This is a genomic window from Roseibium sp. SCP14 (assembly GCF_040329475.1).
GTDB lineage: Bacteria > Pseudomonadota > Alphaproteobacteria > Rhizobiales > Stappiaceae > Roseibium.
The window spans coordinates 103,110-122,311 of the sequence record NZ_JBDZYH010000006.1; the positions used below are offsets into that span (position 1 = coordinate 103,110).

Here is a 19,202-nt window from a genome sequence, read left to right on the forward strand (position 1 = left end):
ACGGCGCAGAAAAACGAATTCGGCCCGTCGGGATCGTGAAACACGAAGGAGCGCGAAGTTGAGCTTCGCGCTCCTTTTTTGTTCAGCAAAGTACTGCCTACATTTTTTCGGAGTGTTTGCCTGACGGCTTAGTTGAGCACGCCTGCCGAAGCAAAGACGATCACGGCACCGGCTCCTATGGAAAGCAACTTGGCCAAAGGCCTTTTGAACCCGATCACACCATAGGAAATCAGGCCAAGGCCCAGGCCGATCTTCACCGTTGCCAAAAGCGCGGCAAGAGGCGCGTCGGACAGGTCGATAACCGCCGGATTGGCAATCATCGCCAATGGGATGATGTATAGACCGATGCCGAGCGCCATTGCCGTCATGGCGACTTTCAACCAGTTCTCACCGATCATTCCGGCCGCGATGAACACGGCACCGCACACTGGCGGCGTGATCGTCGAAATCAACGCGAACCAGAAAACGAACAGATGTGCCTGCAGCGGTTCAAGACCTTGCTGGATCAGCGCAGGCCCGGCAACGGACACGCAGATCACGTAGGCAGCTGTCGTCGGAACTTCCATTCCGAGAAAGAGACATGCAATGGCGGTCAGCAACAGGGACGGCCACAACATGCCGCCTGAACCGGACAGGATCAGCGACGTGATCTTCACCCCCAGCCCGGTGATCGCCAGAACCCCAATGATGATCGAAGCACAAACGATAATCGAGGCAATCACGGATACCTGGCGCGCGGCGGTCAGGAGCGCGCTTTCCAGCCGAAGCAGGATCTGCCTGAAGTTGAATGTTCCTTCAGCATTGAAGAAAAGCAGCACGAACCCTGCAATGATCGCCATACAGGCAGCATATTGCGGCGTGAACTGCGCAACGAACATGCCGTACAAAAGCACGAGGAACGGCACCATGAAGAATGCCGACGTGATCAGCACACGGCGCAGCTCCGGCCGCTGGTCTTTTCCAAGAGCGGCAAGATCATAGTTGCGGGCATAGGCATTGATGCCAACCCAGACAGCGAAAAAGTATAGCACCGCCGGCAGGAGCGCCGCCATCATGATCTGCGTATAGGGAACACGGGTGAGTTCCACCATGACAAAGGCGCCCGCCCCCATCAGCGGCGGCATGATCTGCCCTCCGGAAGACGCGACCGCCTCAACAGCTGCGGCAAGTCTTTTCGGGTATCCGAGCCGGGTCATGGCCGGCAGGGTTACGGCGCCGGTGGAAGCGACATTGGCGGAGGCGGAGCCGGATATGGATCCGAACAGCGCGGAAGAGAGCACCGACACCTTCGCCGCGCCTCCCTTCAGCTTTCCCGCAGCCGCTGCAGCAACATTCATGAAGCCCTGTCCGGCTTCACCCGCGTTCAACACTGCGCCGAAGATGACAAAGATGGCAACGACGTTGACTGAAACCCCTGTCAGGCTTCCCCAGATACCGCCTTCGGCAATGGTGAGCGTACCGAGAAAACTGGCAACCGGCGTTCCGGAGTGGCCGAATTCACCAGGGATATGCTGTCCCAGCAAACCATAAGCCAAGGCAAGCGACGCGACGATCGGTAACGGCCAGCCGATCGCCCTGCGCGCGCCTTCCAGAACGGTGACCAACAGAACAATCGCCACCAGAAGCTGGAATTCCCCTTCCAGAAAGCCGTACTGGTCGGAAAGTATTTCCTGATTGACGGCAACCCACAGGCAGGCCGACACACCAACCGCGCAGAGGATCGCACCACTTGCCTTCTTGAGGAATCCACCTTCCGCAAACACGAAGATCCAAGGCAAGGCCAGGGCCAGGTGAAGAGGCCGACTGACGAGGTTCGGGACAAGGCCGGAAAAGATAAGGCCAAGATGAAACGCGACCAGCACCGCTGCGAGCGCAAGCATTGCTGTACGCCCCAAGGGCGTTTTTGCAGGTTCGCTGTTGAGCATTAGAAGCTTCTGAAAAGACGGAAAACGACGAGCACCCGCAGGCGGCAGGCGACGTCGAGCATTGAAGTGAGAAAAACGAACCGGGATTTCCCCGGTGCGAAAGAGGCAACCGGCAAAATGCCGGCTGCCGAGATCGTTTACTGCTGAGCGTCGGTAAGCTCGATGCCCGCTTCCTTGTAGTAGCGGATTGCACCTGGATGGATCTTGCCGGTGATATTGGCCATCAAACCCTGATCGACACCATTCCACCACGGAGCTTCTTCACCCATTTTTGCCTTCTGCTCCCAGAAAGTCTTGGTCAGAGCATAGGCCGTGTCATCATCCATTGCGGTGGTCGTGTAGGCAGCAACCGGCAGGGAGGTGGTGACGATATCCTCGGCCTGACCGGAATAGGTGCCGGCCGGGATGACAAGCTTGGCGCGTTTGGATTGCTTGATCTGATCGTCATTCAGGGAAATGACATTCACGCCGGTAGACGCAGCGGCTTCGATGACATTTGGCGCCGGCCAGGAACCTGCGGTCACGAAACCATCGATCTGACCGTTTTTCAGGGCTGCGACGGCATTGGAAAGCTCGACTTCAGCAAGGTCGACCTTGCCTTCAAGTCCGAACAGTTTGAGATATTTTTCACCCTCACGCGCACCGAACGATCCCTTGCCGAGCAGAACGGTCTTGCCTTCCATACCGGCGAAGTCCGTGACACCGCTCTTTTCGGACATGACAAAGTGCATGGTCAGCGACGGAATCGGGAAAAGGGCACGGATTTCATCGAACTTCGGATCGCCCTTGCCCTCGAACATCGCCTTGCCGCCCTGGGCAAGCTTCACAAGCACAGGTGGCGTTGTGAAGACATAGTCAGCCCCGCGGGCGCGGGTTTCCATCACATTTTGGACAGACCCCTGGCTTTCCTCAACGGTCACGATCATGTCGCCGTTGCTGCCCGCCTTGACGGCTTCGGCAATCTGAACACCCATCTGATAATATGAAGAGCTGGACTTGGCGGACTTGTAAGTGATGCGGGTTTCGGCCTGGGCCTCCACCGCCGCAAAGGTCATGGACAGACCCAGGGCCAGCTTAAGCAGTTTGTTTTTCATGATTTTCTCCCAATATGTGCGGAAAAGTCGATGTGAAAGAAGCGACGAAGTGCAGTTGATGAATATTCAGCGTGACCCAAGCGATATCGCAAGGCCGAATTCAATAAAAACTGACCTCTTGTGATCTAGATCTGGTTCAGGACGCGTCTCCTGATCGCCTGAATGCCTGCCCCGACCGCACTGGGGTCTGCCGGGATCTGACTTTGCACCAGCGCCGGAGAAGGGACGGCCCGTCCATATCGATCCGGCAGGCGGGGAGATGCTGCATCAATCAGCATTTGTCTCAAGGCAGGCGGCGCTTCCCCGCCAAAGACAATGGCTGCCGGGTCAAGTATCGCTGTCAGAGAACGAACCATTTGATCAAGCGCCGGAGTGACCCGCCTCACCCATTCGGCAACCCCCGGCCAATCCGGGTCGAACCGGGATTTCAGGACATCAATGCTTGGCACATCAATGCCGTTGTCACAAAGCGCCCTGATCAGGAACTGAAGCGCCGGGCGGTTCACCTTTTCTTCAGCAAGATAGATATCGGTGATCTCACCCGCATTCCCGTTGAAGCCGTAAAACGGCTGACCATTCAGGACGATGCCGCCACCAAAACCGTAGTTGAAGGACAGGTAAGCGAAAGTCGGGTGGGTTTTGCCGGCGCCGCTCCACAATTCTGCAATGGCGCCGAGCGTACCGTTGTTTTCAGCATAGGCGGAATAGCCGAAGACCTGTGAAAACCGGTCTTCGATGGCAAAACCGGTCCAGTTGTCGAGCGGCTGTGGGGTGGTGAACCTGTTTTCGCGCGAAACACGAAAGCCTTGGGTCGATATCCCGCATCCCGCGACCCGCGCAGGATCCAGCCCCAGGGTCTCACGTTGTGAGGTCGAGGTTTCGTAGGCCGCCGAAATGACCGCTTCCGGATCGTTGGGGGAAACATCGATCCGCGTCTGAGTAAGGATATTGCCGACAAGGTCCACCCAGACGGTTTCCACGGTATTGGTGTCAACCGACACCCCGAAGCCATAAGCCCCTGCCGGATTGACGGCCAGTCTCGGACTGGGTTTGCCGCGCCCCTGAATGACCGGTTCGCGCCGCTCGAGAAATCCGTTTTCGAGCAGTTCCTCCGTCAATCGGTGGACAGACTGCTGAGATAGTCCGGTCGGAGCCGGCAAGTCTGCACGTGCAACCAGTTCGTTTACCCGAACAGCCTCCAAAATAGCGGCACTGCTTGGGCCGATCGGGAAAAGACCATTCGTTTCAGATATTTGCTGAATTTGACCTTGCACTACCACTGATTGCTTTTCCCGAAGTTCCAATCGAAATGCCACCCTACCCTATCCAGTTGGAAAGGTCCCGCCAATCCTTGTCATAAAATTATTACTTTCCATGAGTAATAAAACATATTAATACTCATGGTGAGTGATAAAAGTTTGACGGGTAAGGAAACGGGAGGTTCCGGCTCATGAGCGGTATCAGCGCACGCAACCTGAAAATGGAATTCGGGGACTTTGTCGCCGTGAGAGATGTCAGTTTCGAAGTCGGCTCAGGCGAGTTCGTGACGCTCCTGGGCCCTTCGGGATGCGGCAAGACCACTCTTTTGAAAATGATCTCCGGTTTTCTCACCCCGACAGGGGGCGAGATTCATCTGGCCGGACAAAACGTGACCCGAACACCGCCGGAAAAACGCGACACGGCGCTCTGCTTCCAGTCCTATGCGCTGTTTCCGCACCTGACGGTTCTTGAAAATCTGGAATTCGGGCTGCGGCAGAAAAAAGTTCCGCAAGCCGACCGCAAGGAACGCCTCGACGCAGTCATCGGCAATCTGGATCTGTCCCTGCACCTCTCAAAACTTCCGAACCAGTTGTCCGGCGGACAGCAACAGCGCGTCGCGCTCGGCCGTGCCCTGGTCATGCGCCCGAACGTCATTCTTTTCGACGAACCCTTGTCCAATCTCGACGCCAAACTGCGAGACCAGGTACGGATCGAGATCCGGCGCATCCAGCAGGATTTCGGTCTGACTGCCATCTACGTCACCCATGACCAGGCAGAAGCGCTTGCCATGTCGGACCGCGTTTTTGTCATGAACGGCGGTTGCATCGAGCAGGCCGACACTCCGGAAGAACTCTACAGCGCACCGAAAACCAGCTTCGTTGCCGATTTTATCGGCAGTGCCAACGTGCTGGACGCGGAAGTCACCTCGGCGAATGGCAATGGGGAAATCGAACTGTCCACCGCCCTCGGCCCGCTGGTGGCCCGGACAGACACCCCGCCCCAAAGCTCCAGGGTCAAGATCTGCTGGCGGCCCGAACATGCGGATCTCTCTGCAAACGGAAAAAACCGTCTGACAGCCCGCGTTTCCCATCGGGCGTTTCAGGGACACTTCACCGATCTGCATGTGGAAGCAAGCGGCGCGGAATACCGCGTTCAGACAAGCAAGCCCGCGATCCGCGAGGGCGACACCGTCACATTTTCGCTTCAGCCCGAGCAAATCGTCCTCCTGGAGGCGATGGCATGACCTTGAAGAAATGGCTTCTGGTCCTGGCCTTGCTGACGCCCGGCCTCGGCCTGATCATCGCCCTGATCGGCGTCGCCGTCTACATCGCGGTCGCCCAGTCTCTCGGCTTTTACAACCTGGCCGGTGAAAGCGGTTTCTCACTGGAATTCTGGGACAAGATGCTGGACCGAAAGGTGTATAACCGGGCGGTCGCCTACTCGATCTATGTCGGCATCATCAGCGCGTTTCTGTCGGTGATGTTCGCCTATCCGCTGGCAATCTGGCTGCGCAAACCTTTTCCCGGTTCGCTCACAATCGGCGCGATGCTGAAAGCACCGCTCTTGGTTCATGGCCTGGTGGCAGCCTTCCTGTACATCAACGTGATTGCCTATCACGGCATTTTCAACCAGTTCATGCAGGGACTGGGCATCTGGGACGAACCCCGACGCCTGCAGAACGACCGCAACGCCATCGGCGTGCTGCTCCTGCAGACCTGGAAAAACATGCCCTTTGCCCTGCTTCTGCTCACCGGGGCCGTTCAAAGCATTTCCGATGATGTGCTCAATGCGGCCCGGGACCTTGGCGCGGGTAGTTTCGCGCGGTTCCGCAAGGTGATCGCCCCCCTCACAGTGTCTGCCATGCAGGCTTCGCTCATCATCATCTTCATCGGGGCACTTGCCGATTTCAGCTTTCAGGTGGTCGCCGGACCAACCAACCGGCAATCGCTGTCCCAGCTGATGGTGTTCTTCAAATCCAGCGGCCGCTGGAATGACGCGGCGGTTGTCGGCGTCAGCCTGATGGCCATCGCCATTGTCGGCTCTGCCTTGCTGGCCATCATCACCCGGGTCACCTTGCGCGGGAGGGTCGCATGACAGCCGCCCGTTTCAACAAGATCCTGCTGGTCCTGCTTCTCAGCCTCACGGCGATCTGGCTGATCGTTCCCTTCACCATGGCCATCCTCTGGTCCCTGGTGGACCCGTCCCAGCCCTGGACCGCCGACAAGCTGGTGCCGCCCGTCTTGTCCTTCTACCGCTGGCAGGACATGTGGCTGAACTCCTCCCTGCAGACGGCGCTGGTCAATTCCTACGTGGTCGCGCCATCAGCCGCGATTGCCGCACTGGTATTGGCAACGCCGACGGCATTCGCCCTCGGCAGAATACGATTTCCCGGCCGCGAGGCCTGCAAGATCCTGGCTCTTCTGCCTTTGATCGTACCGCCTTTCGTGACCTCGATCTTCTTCACTTCGCTGCTTTACCAGCTGGGTCTGCACACCTGGCGGTTCGGGGCAATCCTGTTCGCTCATGCGATCGTCTTCATGCCCTACGCAATCCGCATCATGACGGTCAGCTTCGAACAGGTCCGCACCGATCATATCGATGCGGCCCGGGATCTGGGGGCAAGCACCTGGGCCCGATGGAAAGTGGCTTACATCCCGGCCCTGAAACCCGGTATTTTCGCCTCCCTTCTGATCGTCTTCATTCAGTCGATCGAGGAATTCGCGATCGCCTTCATAGTTGGATCGCCAAACTTCACCACCATTCCGACACTGCTCTACGGATCGCTTGGACAGGATTATGTCAGGCCCAATGCTGCGGTGTTGTCCCTCATTCTCGTCATCCCCAACGTCATCCTGATGCTCATCCTGGAAAGGTTGCTGAGATCAGCCAATCCGGCGTTGAGTTCAGGCAAGGGCTGACTTGAATACCCTGACCAAACGGAGACCAACCGACATGTTGAAGACCCTGATTCTATCCACGACAGCTCTTGCACTGGGTGTCAATGTTGCAGCCGCCGCAGATCTATCAGACATGAGCTGGGACGACATCGTTACCCAGGCCAAGTCCGAAGGTGAACTCACCTGGTATGTCTGGTACCTGGAGGATGACCTGCGCCGCTTCGTCAAGGCCTTTGAGGACGAATACGGCATCAAGGTTACCATTCCCGAAGGAACAGGCGACAGCAATGCCGAAAAGCTGATTGCCGAGCGCAGCCGCGAGACCGGCGACATCGACGTTTTCTCCTGGGGCTACAACAACTTTGAAACCGTCGACCTTGCCGCTACTTTCGAACCGCTTGAAATGCTTCCGGAAGACAATGACCGGGTCTCCAAACTCGTCGGCATCGACGGTCAGGGCTACCTGCTTGCCTTCTGGGGCAACCAGACCGGCATCGCCTACGACCCGGCGAAAGTTGCCGAAGCCGACCTTCCGCAAACTCCTGAGGAGCTGGCAGCCTTCTGGGCCGCCAACCCGGGCAAGTTCGGCTTCAACTATGAGAAAGGCGGCTCCGGCCCGTCATTCTACCTGAACACCTTGCGCAACCTGACCGACGTCGACTTTACCGACGGCGAAGTCACCGACGAGAAAATGGCCCAGGTTGTTGAAGGCTTTAAGTTTTTTAACGACAACGCGGAAAACTACGTGATCACAGCCTCCAACGCCGACAGCATCATTCGCGTCAGCGACGGTGAGCTGTGGATGGTTCCGGGCTGGGAAGACCATCTCGCAGGCCTGCAAAAGCGTGGTGAAGTCCGCCCTGAGCTCAAGTTCTACATTCCCGAAATGGGCATGAGCGGTGGCGGCAATGGCGTTGCCATTCCGCAGAACGCGCCACATCCGGCCGCGGCGGCCGTCTTCATCAACTGGCTGACTTCCGCCGAAACCCAGTCCAAGTTCAATGTCGATTTCGGCACAGCACCAATGCACGCCAAGGCCGATGACAGCCACGCACTGATTTCGAACGATCAGCGCCAGTTCCGCCAGCCCTGGGCCGTTGAGCCGTTCCGCAAGGCAGTGGAAGAAAGCTTCATCGAAAACGTGATCCTGGAACGTTAACAGGTCCTCCCGCAAGAACCAGCCTCGCGTACGCGCGGGGTTGGCCTTGAATCGCACACACCATCAACAAGAAGATCAACATGACCAATCAATCCGTGACCGACGGCCGTCCTCCGCTGAAGGATTTTCTGGCGGACCCGTCCTGGCAGTTCGCTGTCGTCGCCCATCGCGGAGCCTGGCACGGTGCACCGGAAAACTCGATCGAAGCTGTCGAACTTGCGATCAGCAACGGATACGAATTCGTTGAAATCGACGTTCAGGCAACGGCAGATGGAGAACTCGTCTGCCTGCATGACGATACGCTGGACCGCATGACCGGCCAGAGCGGCATCGTATCGCAATCGAAAGTCGACGACATTACATGCCTCTTTCTCAAAGAGGGCGCCGGCGGAGAAGCTGCTCCGTTCAGCTTATCGCGGCCACCTCTGCTAAGAGATCTTCTGGCGGTCACGGGTGACAGGATCTACGTCGATGTGGATGTGAAGCATTTCCGGGATCTGGAAAAGGTCGCGGCGTTCGTCAAGCATCATCCGAGCCGGCATCACATCAACCTCAAGACCGTTGTCGAGAGCGAAGCCGACATGCGCTTCGTGGACGAACTGGAGCAAAGAACCGGCGTGCTGGTCAAGCCGATCGTTCAGGTTACCGCCGAAACGCTTGGGATTTATCTCGGCTTTCTGCAACAGCGGTCGACACCTCTGGTCGAGGGGCTGTTCGACAGCTGGTCGAGTTTTGAACTCTACGCGAAGGCGGCACAGAGTTCGGGAACGAACCTGTTCCTGAACTCCCTCGATGAAGTTCCTTCCGCAGAAGTGACCGACACGCAGTCTCTTGCAGATCCGGACCTCGGCTGGGGCCGTCTGGTGGAACAGGGCGTACGCCTCATTCAGACCGACAGGCCCAACGCCCTGAAGGAGTATTCCCTTAAGCGATCCGCCGACGCCTTGACGGAACATTGAAGCTCCCGGAATCAGACCTGACTTAAGAAGCAAAGGCGCTTGCCGGGAATATCCGGCAGGCGCCTTTCTCGTTGTTCAAGGTGCCTCTATCGAACGGCTCTCCGGCAGGGTCGGGGTACGTCGGGTCACCACTTGCTGTCCGGATCGACCTTGAACAGATGCTCCATGAAGACACGGGTGACTTCAGCGAGTTTCTCCGGACGAGCATGATCACGTTGCAACTCTGCCGGAACGACATTCCAGGTAATCGGCTCCACACCGGCGGCGATCATGCGGGCCATGCCGTTTTCGTGGCTCATTTGCGTAATGCTGCCGACGGCATCTTCCGGGACATAAACGTCATAGCCTTCCCGCTCCGCCTCGATTGCGGGATAGGCAAGGCAGACATCGGTCCATAATCCTCCCATGATCAGCTTCTTTCGACCTGTTGCTTCGACGGCTGCGACGAATTCCGGCTCTTCCCAGGCATTGACGCTGGTCCGGTCGACGAAAACCGCATTCGGGGCAAGTGCCTTAAGCTCTTCAATCATCGGCGCATAGTCGTTGAATCCGACGGCAACGTGCGAAAAGATGATCGGGATGTCGTAGATCACCGCCGTCTTGATCAGGCCGGTTACGTTGTTGATCAGCTCCTCGTGCTCGATGTTGCGCACGCCCTGCAGGATCGGCGGCTGATAGTCGATCAGGATCAAGGCGGCATTGTCCGGTGACAGGAACGGATCTTCCTCCGCGGCACGGGCGGGCGTCCCCCTGTAGCCGTCTGGATAACTGGCAACGCCGTCAACTGTAGTGATCGTTGGTTGATTGGCGAAACGTTCGACCCGGAGTTTCCGGACCTCTTCCGGAGATGTCTCCGCCGCAATCACAGGCGCGGCAACGCTGGCACCGAGCAGCAAGGCTGCAGCGGTCTTCAGAAAATTCTTCATGATGGTTTCCCTTGTTGAAAGAACACTCGACGGCGCTGGTGAGGTCAGGCTTCGCCGTGTACGTGGTTCGCAATCAGTTCGGCGACCGAAGGGCCGGGACCGACAAGCTCCAGGACATTGCGGTCCGGATCACGAATGAAGATGGTTTTGGTGCCGCGGAATTCCCTGCGTCCGGTGATGGCAATGCCCTGCTCCTTCACAAAGGCTTCGGTCGTCTCCGCGTCCTTCACCTTCAGTGCCAGATGCGTAATGCCCGGAGACTTGGAAGTCTCGTCCATCAGCACGTTGTGTCCCCGGTTGGCAGTTGCCGGGCCAAGCAGATTGATGTTGATCCCGGACGGATGAAGCATGACAAGGGGATGGCCATTGTCATACCCGCCGTCTGCGACCTGCTTGAAGCCAAGTGCCTCATAAAAGGCGACGGAGATCTCCCGGTCGCTTATGCGAATACCGATATGATCGAAATTTGCGATGTCGAGCATGGTTTCAGACCTTCTCAATTGCGATGCATATGAGATAGACTTGAACCATGAGCGTCACTAGTGAGAAAAAAATCGCACCGCCTGTCCATTTGGATCACAATCTCAATTCTGACCGCATGCGTGAGTTCCTGGCTGTCGTCAGAGCGGAAAGCATTTCTGCGGCCGCAAGAACACTCAACCTTCCCAGGGCAACCCTGAGCCGCCGGATCTCCACGCTTGAGGCAGACCTCGGCGTCCGCCTCATTCATCGCCGGACCAACCGCTTGACCCTGACCGAGGCAGGCGAGGAACTTCGCCTGCGGGCGCAGAGGATCGTCGAGGATGTGACGGAAACCTGGAACGCGGTTCGCCGGTTGGACGATACGCCCCGGGGCCTTTTGCGCGTATCCGTCACCGGTCCATATTTCACCAAGCTGTTTACCGGTTTCCTCTGCGACTTTCCGGAAGTTCGCCTGGAGGTTCAATCAACGACCCGGCATGTCGACCTTCTGTCGGAAGGAGTGGATGTGGCCATCCGCATTGGTCCGGTCAAGGATCAGAACCTGATCGCCCGCCGCCTACACACAGACAGGCTGGTTGCCGTTGCCAGCCCCCAATATTTGAAACAACACGCAGCACCTTCAGCACCAGAGGAGCTTAACGAGCACAATTGCATTGTCGGCTTTGCCGGTGAATGGACGCCAAGCAAGTCATGGCCGCTTCTGGACGGCGGCAGCATCCCGGTCGGCGGCAGGCTTTCAGCCAATGAAATCGAACTTGTCATGCACGCGGTTCTTGAAGGCGTCGGCATTGCCCTGTTGCCGTCAGCCGTAGCCGCCCCTCACCTTGAAAGCGGTGCTCTCGTTCCTCTTCTGACGGACACAGTCGGCACGGAAATTCCAATCAGTCTGGTTTATGTGGACCGGGAATTCATCGACCCCAAGGTCAGGATCTTCGTCGACAAGGCCGTAGACGTGATCTCAAGCGAAATGCCGAAACCGCACAGATTCGAAAGCACATCCTGAACCAGGCATGTGCCTCGAATACCGAAGCCGGCAAAGACAAATGCAGTTGATCCTCGTTCCGGTGGAGCGTCGGAGTCAGCCCGCAAACTCTTCAATCAGGTCCGGCATGAACGGCAGGTCGGTGACACCGATGTCAATTCCGGCCTGCGTGAACAGGGTCGAGAGCTGACCGCGATGATGGGTCTGATGGTTGAACATGTGCACGACCAGCAACCAGCGAGGACGTTTGCGAGACGTTCCATCGGCGATGCTCTTCCATTCCATTGCCTCGGAAAGCCACTCCGGAGAAAGCCCATCGGCAAAGGTGACGATGTCTAGGCTCATCTCGAGATGGGCAGCTTTCAGTTCCGAAAAATCTTCAAAGATATCCACGCCCATACCGTTGGTATCATAGGTCTTTTCCGAAAACCGGCTCATCCACGCCCGGTCCCCAAACAGAATATGATTGAGCGTGGAATGTACGGATTTGAAAAACGCTCCCCGATCCTGCTTGCGCTCCTCATCACTCATTTGGTCCGCTGCCTGATAGGCCTTTTCGGTCATCCAGGCATTGTAGGCGGCCATGCGCCGGAAAAGCGCGATATCAACTTGCATTCACGATCTCCGTTCCAGGTTCTCTCAACGGCCTGCTTGTTTCCTTGAGGCGGGACAACGCCCTTCCCTCTCCCGTGGGAGAGGGGCTTATTGATCCATGTTCGGCTGAACCGAATCAGAATGTCGAGGACCGGCAGAAATCAAGCTTCGAAAATATCCGGTTCAGCTTTCTCGAAACGCTGCGTCTCCGGATCCATCAGACGCAATTCACCTGAACCGATATCGAACCAGGAACCGTGCAGATGCAGGTGGTCGTCCTGTACGGCTTTTTCGATGAAGGGAAAGGTCAGCAGGTTTTTCAGCGATTGCCGGATGCCTGCATATTCCATTGCGAGCTGCGGATCATCTGCCTTGTCAATCGGCATGCAAGCCATGGCAATTGCGGCCGGCTCCAGCAACTTGATCCAGCGACCGATAAACTGGCCCGTTGCCATCGGTGCATTGGCGTTTTCACGGAATGCCTTCACACCACCGCACTGGCCATGCCCCATGACGACAATATGCTTTACTTTCAAACCGTTGACCGCAAACTCGATCGCGGCGCTCGTTCCATGCTGGCCTTCGGTGTCTTCATAGGGCGGCACAAGGTTGGCGACATTCCGAACCACGAAAAGCTCGCCCGGTCCCACGTTGAAAATCCCTTCCGGGGTAACGCGGCTGTCGCAACAGGAAATCACCAGAACATCCGGCTTTTGACCATAGACCGCCAGACGCTCATGCGTTTCTTTGTAGCGGACGAAGCCCTTGTTCAGATACCGGCCATAACCTTCCAAAAGATGCGCAGGAAAACTCAACGACTTGCCTCCTTATAAGCAGCGGGCGCCCGCACGCCCGTCATTTGCTGGCTTCATATCACCTGCCTGCTTGAAAGGAAATTGGCTAACCCGCTTACCCGGCCTGGCAAAAATGGCAAGGATCAAGTTGCCACGTTTACCGCATGCAAGTCCTGGTCGTCGTCATGATCCTCATAGGCATGTCGAATCTCTTGCGGTGGAAACCAGTCAACCGGACCGGGAAGCGGATGCACCGGACCGTGATCAATACCCGGCTCAAGCGCCTGCATGGCAGCTGTACGATAGGCGGTCACGCCATCAAGAGCATGGTCCACGCTGTGTTCCGTATCAATGAGAACTGCCGGCTCGTCACCGGAAGGATTGGTATCTGGGTCCTGGCGCTCTGCGGTGTCACGCTTTTTTCTGCGGTCATAGCCGGTACCGTTACCGTCCCTGTCCGCTGGATACTCTGTCGCATGCGCCACGACCTGGGCCGTATGCGGCCTTTCAATCGTCGTCGCCATTTCGGCCTCCTGGCCAATCAGAGAATGCCGCCTTCTGGCGGAACCCACTGAATCTCTCAACGAATCGTTAACAAATCTTTACGTAAAGTTAACCCGTTGTTTCATTTGAGACAATGGCACCGCGTCAGCATGCATTCCAAACTCGTCTAAGCTGCCTGCTCTGCAGAACTTCCGACGATCTTGACCACATCCGCCATGATATCGGTCAGCTGGAAGTCCTTTGGCGTATAGACCGCAGCAACACCCATCGCCTTCAGTTGTCCGGCGTCTTCATCGGGGATGATGCCGCCGACAACAACCGGAATATCATCCGCTCCGCTGGCCCGAAGCCGTTCCATGACATCCCTGACGAGAGCAAGATGTGATCCCGACAGGATGGACAGTCCAATCACATGGACATCTTCCTCGATCGCGGCATTGACGATCTGGGCGGGCGTCAGGCGAATACCCTCGTAGACCACTTCCATTCCGCAGTCGCGCGCCCGGACCGCAATTTGTTCGGCACCGTTCGAGTGGCCGTCCAGGCCCGGCTTGCCGACCAGGAACTTCAACCGACGGCCAAGCTTTTTTGAAACTGTCTCGACGCCCTCACGGACCAGTTCAAGCTCTCCCGCGTCGTCGCGCGCGGACTGGCCGACACCCGTCGGCGCCCGGTACTCGCCGAACACTTCGCGCAAGATGCGGCCCCATTCGCCGGTTGTAACCCCGACCTTGGCCGCGGCAATCGACGGCTCCATGATGTTACGGCCTTCCTGGGCAGCAGACTTCAGATCCGTCAGGGCAGCTTCCACGGCGGCGGCATCTCGCGCGTCACGCCAGGCCTTGACCTTTTCGACGGCCTCTTCCTCAACATGCTCCGGAACGGTGAGAATTGCGCCGTCTTCGCCGGACGCCAGCGGGGATGGTTCGCTTTCAATCCATTTGTTGACGCCGACAACCACCTGGTCGCCCACCTCGATGGCTGCGAGCCGCGCCGAATTGGCCTCCACAAGCTGTCGCTTCATGTAGCTGGAATCGACCGCGGCCACCGCGCCGCCCATGGCATCGATCCGCGCAAGCTCTTCCCGGGCCTGCTCCTTCAATGCTTCGACCTTTTTCGTGATTTCGGAAGACCCCTCGAAGATATCCGCGTATTCGAGAAGGTCGGTCTCGTAGGCCACGATCTGCTGCATCCTGAGCGACCATTGCTGGTCGAACGGCCGAGGCAGGCCAAGCGCTTCGTTCCAGGCAGGCAGCTGAACGGCACGGGCACGTGCATTCTTGGAAAGGACGACAGCCAGCATCTCGATCAGGATGCGGTAGACATTGTTTTCCGGTTGCTGTTCGGTAAGTCCAAGAGAATTGACCTGAACTCCGTAGCGGAACCGCCGGTAACGCTCTTCTTCAACGTCGTAGCGTTCGCGGCAAATCTCGTCCCACAGCTCTGTGAACGCCCGCATCTTGCACATTTCCGTGACGAAACGCATGCCCGCATTGACGAAGAACGATATCCGCCCGACCGCCTTCGGGAAATCCTCTTCCGGAATGGCTCCGCTTGCCTTCATGGAATCCAGAATGGCGACCGCAGTTGCCAGGGCAAAGGACAATTCCTGAACCGGCGTCGCTCCCGCTTCCTGCAGGTGGTAGGAGCAGACATTCATCGGGTTCCACTTGGGCATGTTGGAATATGTCCAGGCGATCACATCCGTGGTCAGCTTCAGCGACGGCGCAGGTGGAAAGACGTATGTGCCGCGCGACAGGTATTCCTTGATGATGTCGTTCTGGGTCGTTCCGGCAAGAAGGCTGCGATCTGCGCCCTGTTCGTCCGCAGCGGCGACATAAAGCGACAACAGCCAGGGCGCAGTCGCGTTGATTGTCATGGAAGTGTTCATGCGCTCCAACGGTATTTCGTTGAAGAGCGTGTGCATGTCACCCAGATGCGCCACAGGCACGCCAACCTTGCCGACTTCTCCCTTCGCCAGAAGGTCATCCGGATCATAACCGGTCTGCGTCGGCAGATCGAAAGCGACCGACAATCCCGTCTGACCCTTGGCAAGATTGCCACGGTAGAGCTTGTTTGATTCGGCTGCTGTTGAATGACCTGCATAGGTCCGGAAGATCCAGGGACGGTCCCGTCCTTCGCCCTTTGCATCCGCTACGCTCATACCGCTTCTCCTCCTAAGGCGTTCTGCCGCCAGACATATTTTTCTCTCGCAGCACGCTTTCCGCCAAAGTCTCCCGCCTGGCGAAAGTGTGCCGGAGTTTACGCGCCTGCGAAACCCCTCTGTGCGATGCAAAAAATAATTGGCATTAAAACGCAAGTTAAGCAATAGTCGTATAGATCGACGCAATTTTTTGAACAATAGTTGCGCAAAATCGGGTTTTGACCCAAAAACGCCTTGTGCAAATGCGAAATTCTACAGGGACATGAAGTCCCGGGAGGGGAGAATGACAGCAACAGCCGAAGCCAACGACAACGAGACGCGGGGAGATGCTCCGGTGAAAGATCTTTATGAAATCGGAGAGATCCCGCCGCTCGGTCATGTTCCGAAAAACATGTATGCCTGGGCGATCCGCCGGGAGCGTCACGGTGCACCCGAAGATGCCATGAAGCTGGAAGTCGTTCCGACATGGGAACTCGACAGCCACGAAGTGCTGGTTCTCGTGATGGCGGCAGGCGTCAACTACAACGGCATCTGGGCTGGCCTCGGCGAGCCGATCAGCCCGTTCGACGGACACGGGGGCCCATACCACATCGCCGGCTCGGATGCTTCAGGCATCGTCTGGGCCGTGGGTGACAAGGTCAAACGTTGGAAAGTCGGCGACGAAGTCGTTATCCATTGCAACCAGGACAATGGCGACGATGAGGAATGCAACGGCGGCGACCCGATGTTCTCCACCTCCCAGCGGATCTGGGGATATGAGACACCGGACGGGTCCTTCTCACAGTTCACGCGCGTCCAGGCACAGCAGCTGATGCCGCGCCCGAAGCATCTGACCTGGGAAGAAAGCGCCTGCTACACACTGACCCTGGCAACGGCCTACCGCATGCTGTTCGGTCATCATCCGCATGAGTTGAAGCCTGGCCAGAACGTTCTGGTCTGGGGAGCTTCCGGCGGTCTCGGTTCTTACGCGATCCAGTTGATCACCGCCGCCGGGGCCAACGCGATCGGGGTGATCTCCGACGAGGACAAGCGTCAGTTTGTGATGGACCTGGGTGCCAAGGGTGTGCTCAACCGCAAGGACTTCGATTGCTGGGGCCAGCTGCCCAAGGTGGGTTCGCCCGAATATGCCGAATGGTTCAAGGAAGTGCGCAAATTCGGCAAGGCCATTTGGGATATCACCGGCAAGGGCAACAACGTCGACATCGTCTTCGAGCATCCCGGCGAGGCAACTTTCCCGGTCTCCACCTTCGTCTGCAAGAAGGGCGGTATGGTCGTCATCTGTGCCGGTACGTCCGGGTTCAACTGCACCTTCGACGTCCGCTACATGTGGATGCACCAGAAGCGCCTTCAGGGATCACACTTTGCTCACTTGAAACAGGCTTCGGCTGCCAACAAGCTGATGATCGAGCGGCGCATCGACCCTTACATGTCGGAAGTTTTCCCGTGGGATCAGATCCCGCAGGCACATACCAAGATGTGGAAGAACCAGCATGCACCGGGCAATATGTCCGTTCTCGTGAGCGCGCCGACAACCGGTCTCCGCACTCTCGAAGACGTGCTGGAAGCCGGCAAACGCTAGGAATTCAAGTCTCCCCCAGAAGGCTAGGGCCTCGCCCGTACTAGCCTGATGCAGCCTGACCAGCCCGTGCCTCACGGGCTGGTTTTTTACTTTGCGCCGGTTGACCACAGGTTCTGTCTCGCCTTGCCGCAATTCTGCTTGGTTGTCGCCTCATCACCTGTCAGACAAAGACGAATCGTTTCGATACCAATCCGGAAGGCACCTCTCTTGATTTTTCCAATTTCCGGCAACCGTTCGACAAAACTGGCTCTCGCCGCCGCTTTGGTACTCACCACCGCCGCCTGCCAGAGCGAACGCTTTCAGACCCCGCCTTTCTACAAGGATCTCGCCCGCACGGACGGCCAGGTCGACGCGACGACCGCGGCGCAGATGATTTCCCAGTATCGGATCAACAACGGATTGTCGCCGGTCACGCCCGATGCCCAACTGACCGGGATTGCAAAGTCCCAGGCCGAGGCAATGGCTGCGGCAGGAACTGTCCAGGCTTCGCTCCGCCCGGATCAGCAGCTGGCGGCAAGAATGGCCTCGATCGGCGAACCCAAAACGGCTGCGGCTGAAAACGTCAGCGCCGGCTACCGTACATTCGCCGAAGCCTTCTCCGGTTGGCGTGAATCCCCCAACCACAATGATGTGCTGTTGACAAAGGACGCCACCCGGCTTGGCATTGCGACGGCCTATTCTTCAAAGGCCAAGCACAAAGTGTTCTGGTCGCTGGTCCTGGCAGCGCCAAGACCAGGGCAATAGGCCAGGATCAATAATAGCGCCGGGGATAGCGGGGCAGCGGCTGAACGGCAACCGGTGGCCTCGGGTAGATGCGATAGTTTCTGTAGTAGCGCGGTACACCTACATAAACGCCCGCACTCGGGATCGGCTGGCCATAATAACCGCCCTGAACACCATAGCTCAGATACTTGCCCGACACCCAGCCCTTCACATTGGCAAAGGCCGCGTCGCACCATCTGTAGTCAGCCGTACAGCCGAACACGGTCACGCCGCCTCCGCGCGGAACGGTGGTGATGACCGGATAATTGGTGCCGGGCCCGGTCCGCATGTTGAGATTGGCAGTCGTATAGGCAATTGCCGGGCGGGATTGCGCCAGCGCCGGCAGGGACATCATGGCCACTGCGAACAACGCCAATGGCAAGCGGATCAACATTATCAACACTCCGAAATTTCAGATCATATTCCAGCTGGGAGAATCGATCTAAGCCCTGACACAGCGCAGATGTGGGAACACAAGATGGCAAAAATATAGCACGGCAATCCAGGCGCGATGACATCCGGGTGACTGAACACAATTACCCCTTGCTTCCTCTCCGTTCCATCGGCTTCATAGGAACAGGGAACTGGGGGGATTGTTCAAATGACGAAATTCCAAAGAACCGCGACGTATCTTGCGGCAGTACTTGTGGTGCTTCCGGGATTGCTTCTTCCGGCCAACGCACTCGACAGGCACGCCGGATATTACTATCCGCAACCGCAGACGACGGAGGCCTACATTTCCGAGGTTCCGGTATCGCCCGAAGCCGACAAACGCTCCCGGGCCGCATTTGTCATCGGGCTGGCTGCGCAACAGGCCAAGCAGAACTACACGCCTGGCTATCACATGTTCGCCAAGGGCGGAGATCTTGAAAAGCTGATCATCGTCGCAACCGGCGACGGGCAATACGACACGCTCTACCGCATGCGGGCCCTTCTGGCCGCGCTGACTTCCATGGCCCGCTCAACCGAGCTTTTCGCCCGCACGAACCGGCCGCAGGAGCTGAATTTTCTCGACTTCTGCAAACTGATCGGCTTCACACAGGTGACCGTCAGCAATGGCAAGGACATTGCTCATCAGATCAAGATCCGGTGAGCGGCCACCTATTTTGGGGGCTCGGCG

General features: G+C 57.5%; 19 protein-coding genes. 9 read left to right on the top strand and 10 right to left on the bottom strand.

From position 1 onward, the window contains the following. Window positions 1-128: 128 nt before the first annotated feature. The 3 genes from ABLQ08_RS23345 to ABLQ08_RS23355 form a co-directional block, all read right to left on the bottom strand. The gene (locus tag ABLQ08_RS23345) at window positions 129-1,925 is read right to left on the bottom strand and encodes a TRAP transporter permease (RefSeq protein ID WP_417714941.1); all 1,797 of its coding nucleotides are present in this window, start codon (window positions 1,923-1,925) and stop codon (window positions 129-131) included. A 137-nt stretch (window positions 1,926-2,062) separates the two neighbouring features. Further along, window positions 2,063-3,019, bottom strand: coding sequence for a TAXI family TRAP transporter solute-binding subunit (locus ABLQ08_RS23350; protein ID WP_352947139.1), 957 nt, complete (start codon window positions 3,017-3,019; stop codon window positions 2,063-2,065). 125 nt (window positions 3,020-3,144) lie between these two features. Then, the gene (locus ABLQ08_RS23355; RefSeq protein WP_352947142.1) at window positions 3,145-4,137 is read right to left on the bottom strand and encodes an ROK family protein; all 993 of its coding nucleotides are present in this window, start codon (window positions 4,135-4,137) and stop codon (window positions 3,145-3,147) included. Window positions 4,138-4,469: 332 nt separating this feature from the next. On the opposite strand from ABLQ08_RS23355, the gene ABLQ08_RS23360 reads away from it, so the two are divergent. The 5 genes from ABLQ08_RS23360 to ABLQ08_RS23380 all read left to right on the top strand — a co-directional run bounded on the left by ABLQ08_RS23360 (window position 4,470) and on the right by ABLQ08_RS23380 (window position 9,294). Next, on the top strand, window positions 4,470-5,522 hold the full coding sequence (locus tag ABLQ08_RS23360; protein WP_352947145.1) for an ABC transporter ATP-binding protein: 1,053 nt from the start codon (window positions 4,470-4,472) through the stop codon (window positions 5,520-5,522). Then, on the top strand, window positions 5,519-6,373 hold the full coding sequence (locus ABLQ08_RS23365; RefSeq protein WP_352947148.1) for an ABC transporter permease: 855 nt from the start codon (window positions 5,519-5,521) through the stop codon (window positions 6,371-6,373). The genes ABLQ08_RS23360 and ABLQ08_RS23365 overlap by 4 nt, the downstream gene beginning before the upstream one ends. Continuing rightward, window positions 6,370-7,197 carry an ABC transporter permease gene (locus ABLQ08_RS23370; RefSeq protein ID WP_352947151.1) on the top strand — a complete coding sequence of 276 codons (828 nt, stop codon included), beginning with the start codon at window positions 6,370-6,372 and terminating at the stop codon, window positions 7,195-7,197. Before ABLQ08_RS23365 ends, ABLQ08_RS23370 begins: the two co-directional genes overlap by 4 nt. Window positions 7,198-7,231: 34 nt before the next feature. After that, on the top strand, window positions 7,232-8,335 hold the full coding sequence (locus tag ABLQ08_RS23375; protein ID WP_352947154.1) for an extracellular solute-binding protein: 1,104 nt from the start codon (window positions 7,232-7,234) through the stop codon (window positions 8,333-8,335). Window positions 8,336-8,415: 80 nt separating this feature from the next. After that, on the top strand, window positions 8,416-9,294 hold the full coding sequence (locus ABLQ08_RS23380; protein ID WP_352947157.1) for a glycerophosphodiester phosphodiesterase family protein: 879 nt from the start codon (window positions 8,416-8,418) through the stop codon (window positions 9,292-9,294). A 125-nt stretch (window positions 9,295-9,419) separates the two neighbouring features. On the opposite strand, the gene ABLQ08_RS23385 is transcribed toward ABLQ08_RS23380, so the two are convergent. Continuing rightward, window positions 9,420-10,220 (bottom strand): hydrolase, encoded by an 801-nt coding sequence (locus ABLQ08_RS23385; RefSeq protein WP_352947160.1) that lies wholly within the window; start codon window positions 10,218-10,220, stop codon window positions 9,420-9,422. A gap of 44 nt (window positions 10,221-10,264) precedes the next feature. Further along, entirely contained in the window at window positions 10,265-10,702 is a 438-nt protein-coding gene (locus ABLQ08_RS23390) for a VOC family protein (protein ID WP_352947163.1), read from the bottom strand. 47 nt (window positions 10,703-10,749) lie between these two features. On the opposite strand from ABLQ08_RS23390, the gene ABLQ08_RS23395 reads away from it, so the two are divergent. Continuing rightward, window positions 10,750-11,706, top strand: a complete 957-nt coding sequence (locus ABLQ08_RS23395) for a LysR family transcriptional regulator (protein WP_352947166.1) — start codon at window positions 10,750-10,752, stop codon at window positions 11,704-11,706. A 75-nt stretch (window positions 11,707-11,781) separates the two neighbouring features. Here ABLQ08_RS23395 and ABLQ08_RS23400 read toward each other — a convergent pair whose 3' ends face one another. The 4 genes from ABLQ08_RS23400 to ABLQ08_RS23415 form a co-directional block, all read right to left on the bottom strand. Next, entirely contained in the window at window positions 11,782-12,300 is a 519-nt protein-coding gene (locus ABLQ08_RS23400) for a DinB family protein (RefSeq protein WP_352947169.1), read from the bottom strand. Window positions 12,301-12,440: 140 nt separating this feature from the next. Next, window positions 12,441-13,094 (bottom strand): carbonic anhydrase, encoded by a 654-nt coding sequence (locus ABLQ08_RS23405; RefSeq protein ID WP_352947172.1) that lies wholly within the window; start codon window positions 13,092-13,094, stop codon window positions 12,441-12,443. A gap of 122 nt (window positions 13,095-13,216) precedes the next feature. After that, complete coding sequence (locus ABLQ08_RS23410; protein ID WP_352947175.1) at window positions 13,217-13,597, bottom strand: hypothetical protein; 381 nt, start codon at window positions 13,595-13,597, stop codon at window positions 13,217-13,219. Window positions 13,598-13,743: 146 nt separating this feature from the next. After that, window positions 13,744-15,741 carry a protein meaA gene (locus ABLQ08_RS23415; RefSeq protein ID WP_352947178.1) on the bottom strand — a complete coding sequence of 666 codons (1,998 nt, stop codon included), beginning with the start codon at window positions 15,739-15,741 and terminating at the stop codon, window positions 13,744-13,746. Window positions 15,742-16,024: 283 nt separating this feature from the next. On the opposite strand from ABLQ08_RS23415, the gene ccrA reads away from it, so the two are divergent. Continuing rightward, entirely contained in the window at window positions 16,025-17,320 is a 1,296-nt protein-coding gene (gene ccrA, locus ABLQ08_RS23420; RefSeq protein WP_352947181.1) for a crotonyl-CoA carboxylase/reductase, read from the top strand. Between the two features lie 207 nt (window positions 17,321-17,527). Further along, the gene (locus ABLQ08_RS23425; RefSeq protein WP_352947184.1) at window positions 17,528-18,064 is read left to right on the top strand and encodes a CAP domain-containing protein; all 537 of its coding nucleotides are present in this window, start codon (window positions 17,528-17,530) and stop codon (window positions 18,062-18,064) included. 7 nt (window positions 18,065-18,071) lie between these two features. Here the strand turns inward: ABLQ08_RS23425 and ABLQ08_RS23430 are convergent, their stop codons facing one another. Next, a complete protein-coding gene (locus ABLQ08_RS23430; protein WP_352947187.1) occupies window positions 18,072-18,476 on the bottom strand; it encodes an SH3 domain-containing protein in 405 nt (134 codons plus the stop codon). 207 nt (window positions 18,477-18,683) lie between these two features. Between ABLQ08_RS23430 and ABLQ08_RS23435 the strand changes: the two genes are divergently transcribed. Then, entirely contained in the window at window positions 18,684-19,175 is a 492-nt protein-coding gene (locus ABLQ08_RS23435) for a hypothetical protein (protein ID WP_352947190.1), read from the top strand. The last annotated feature ends 27 nt before the right edge of the window (window positions 19,176-19,202 follow it).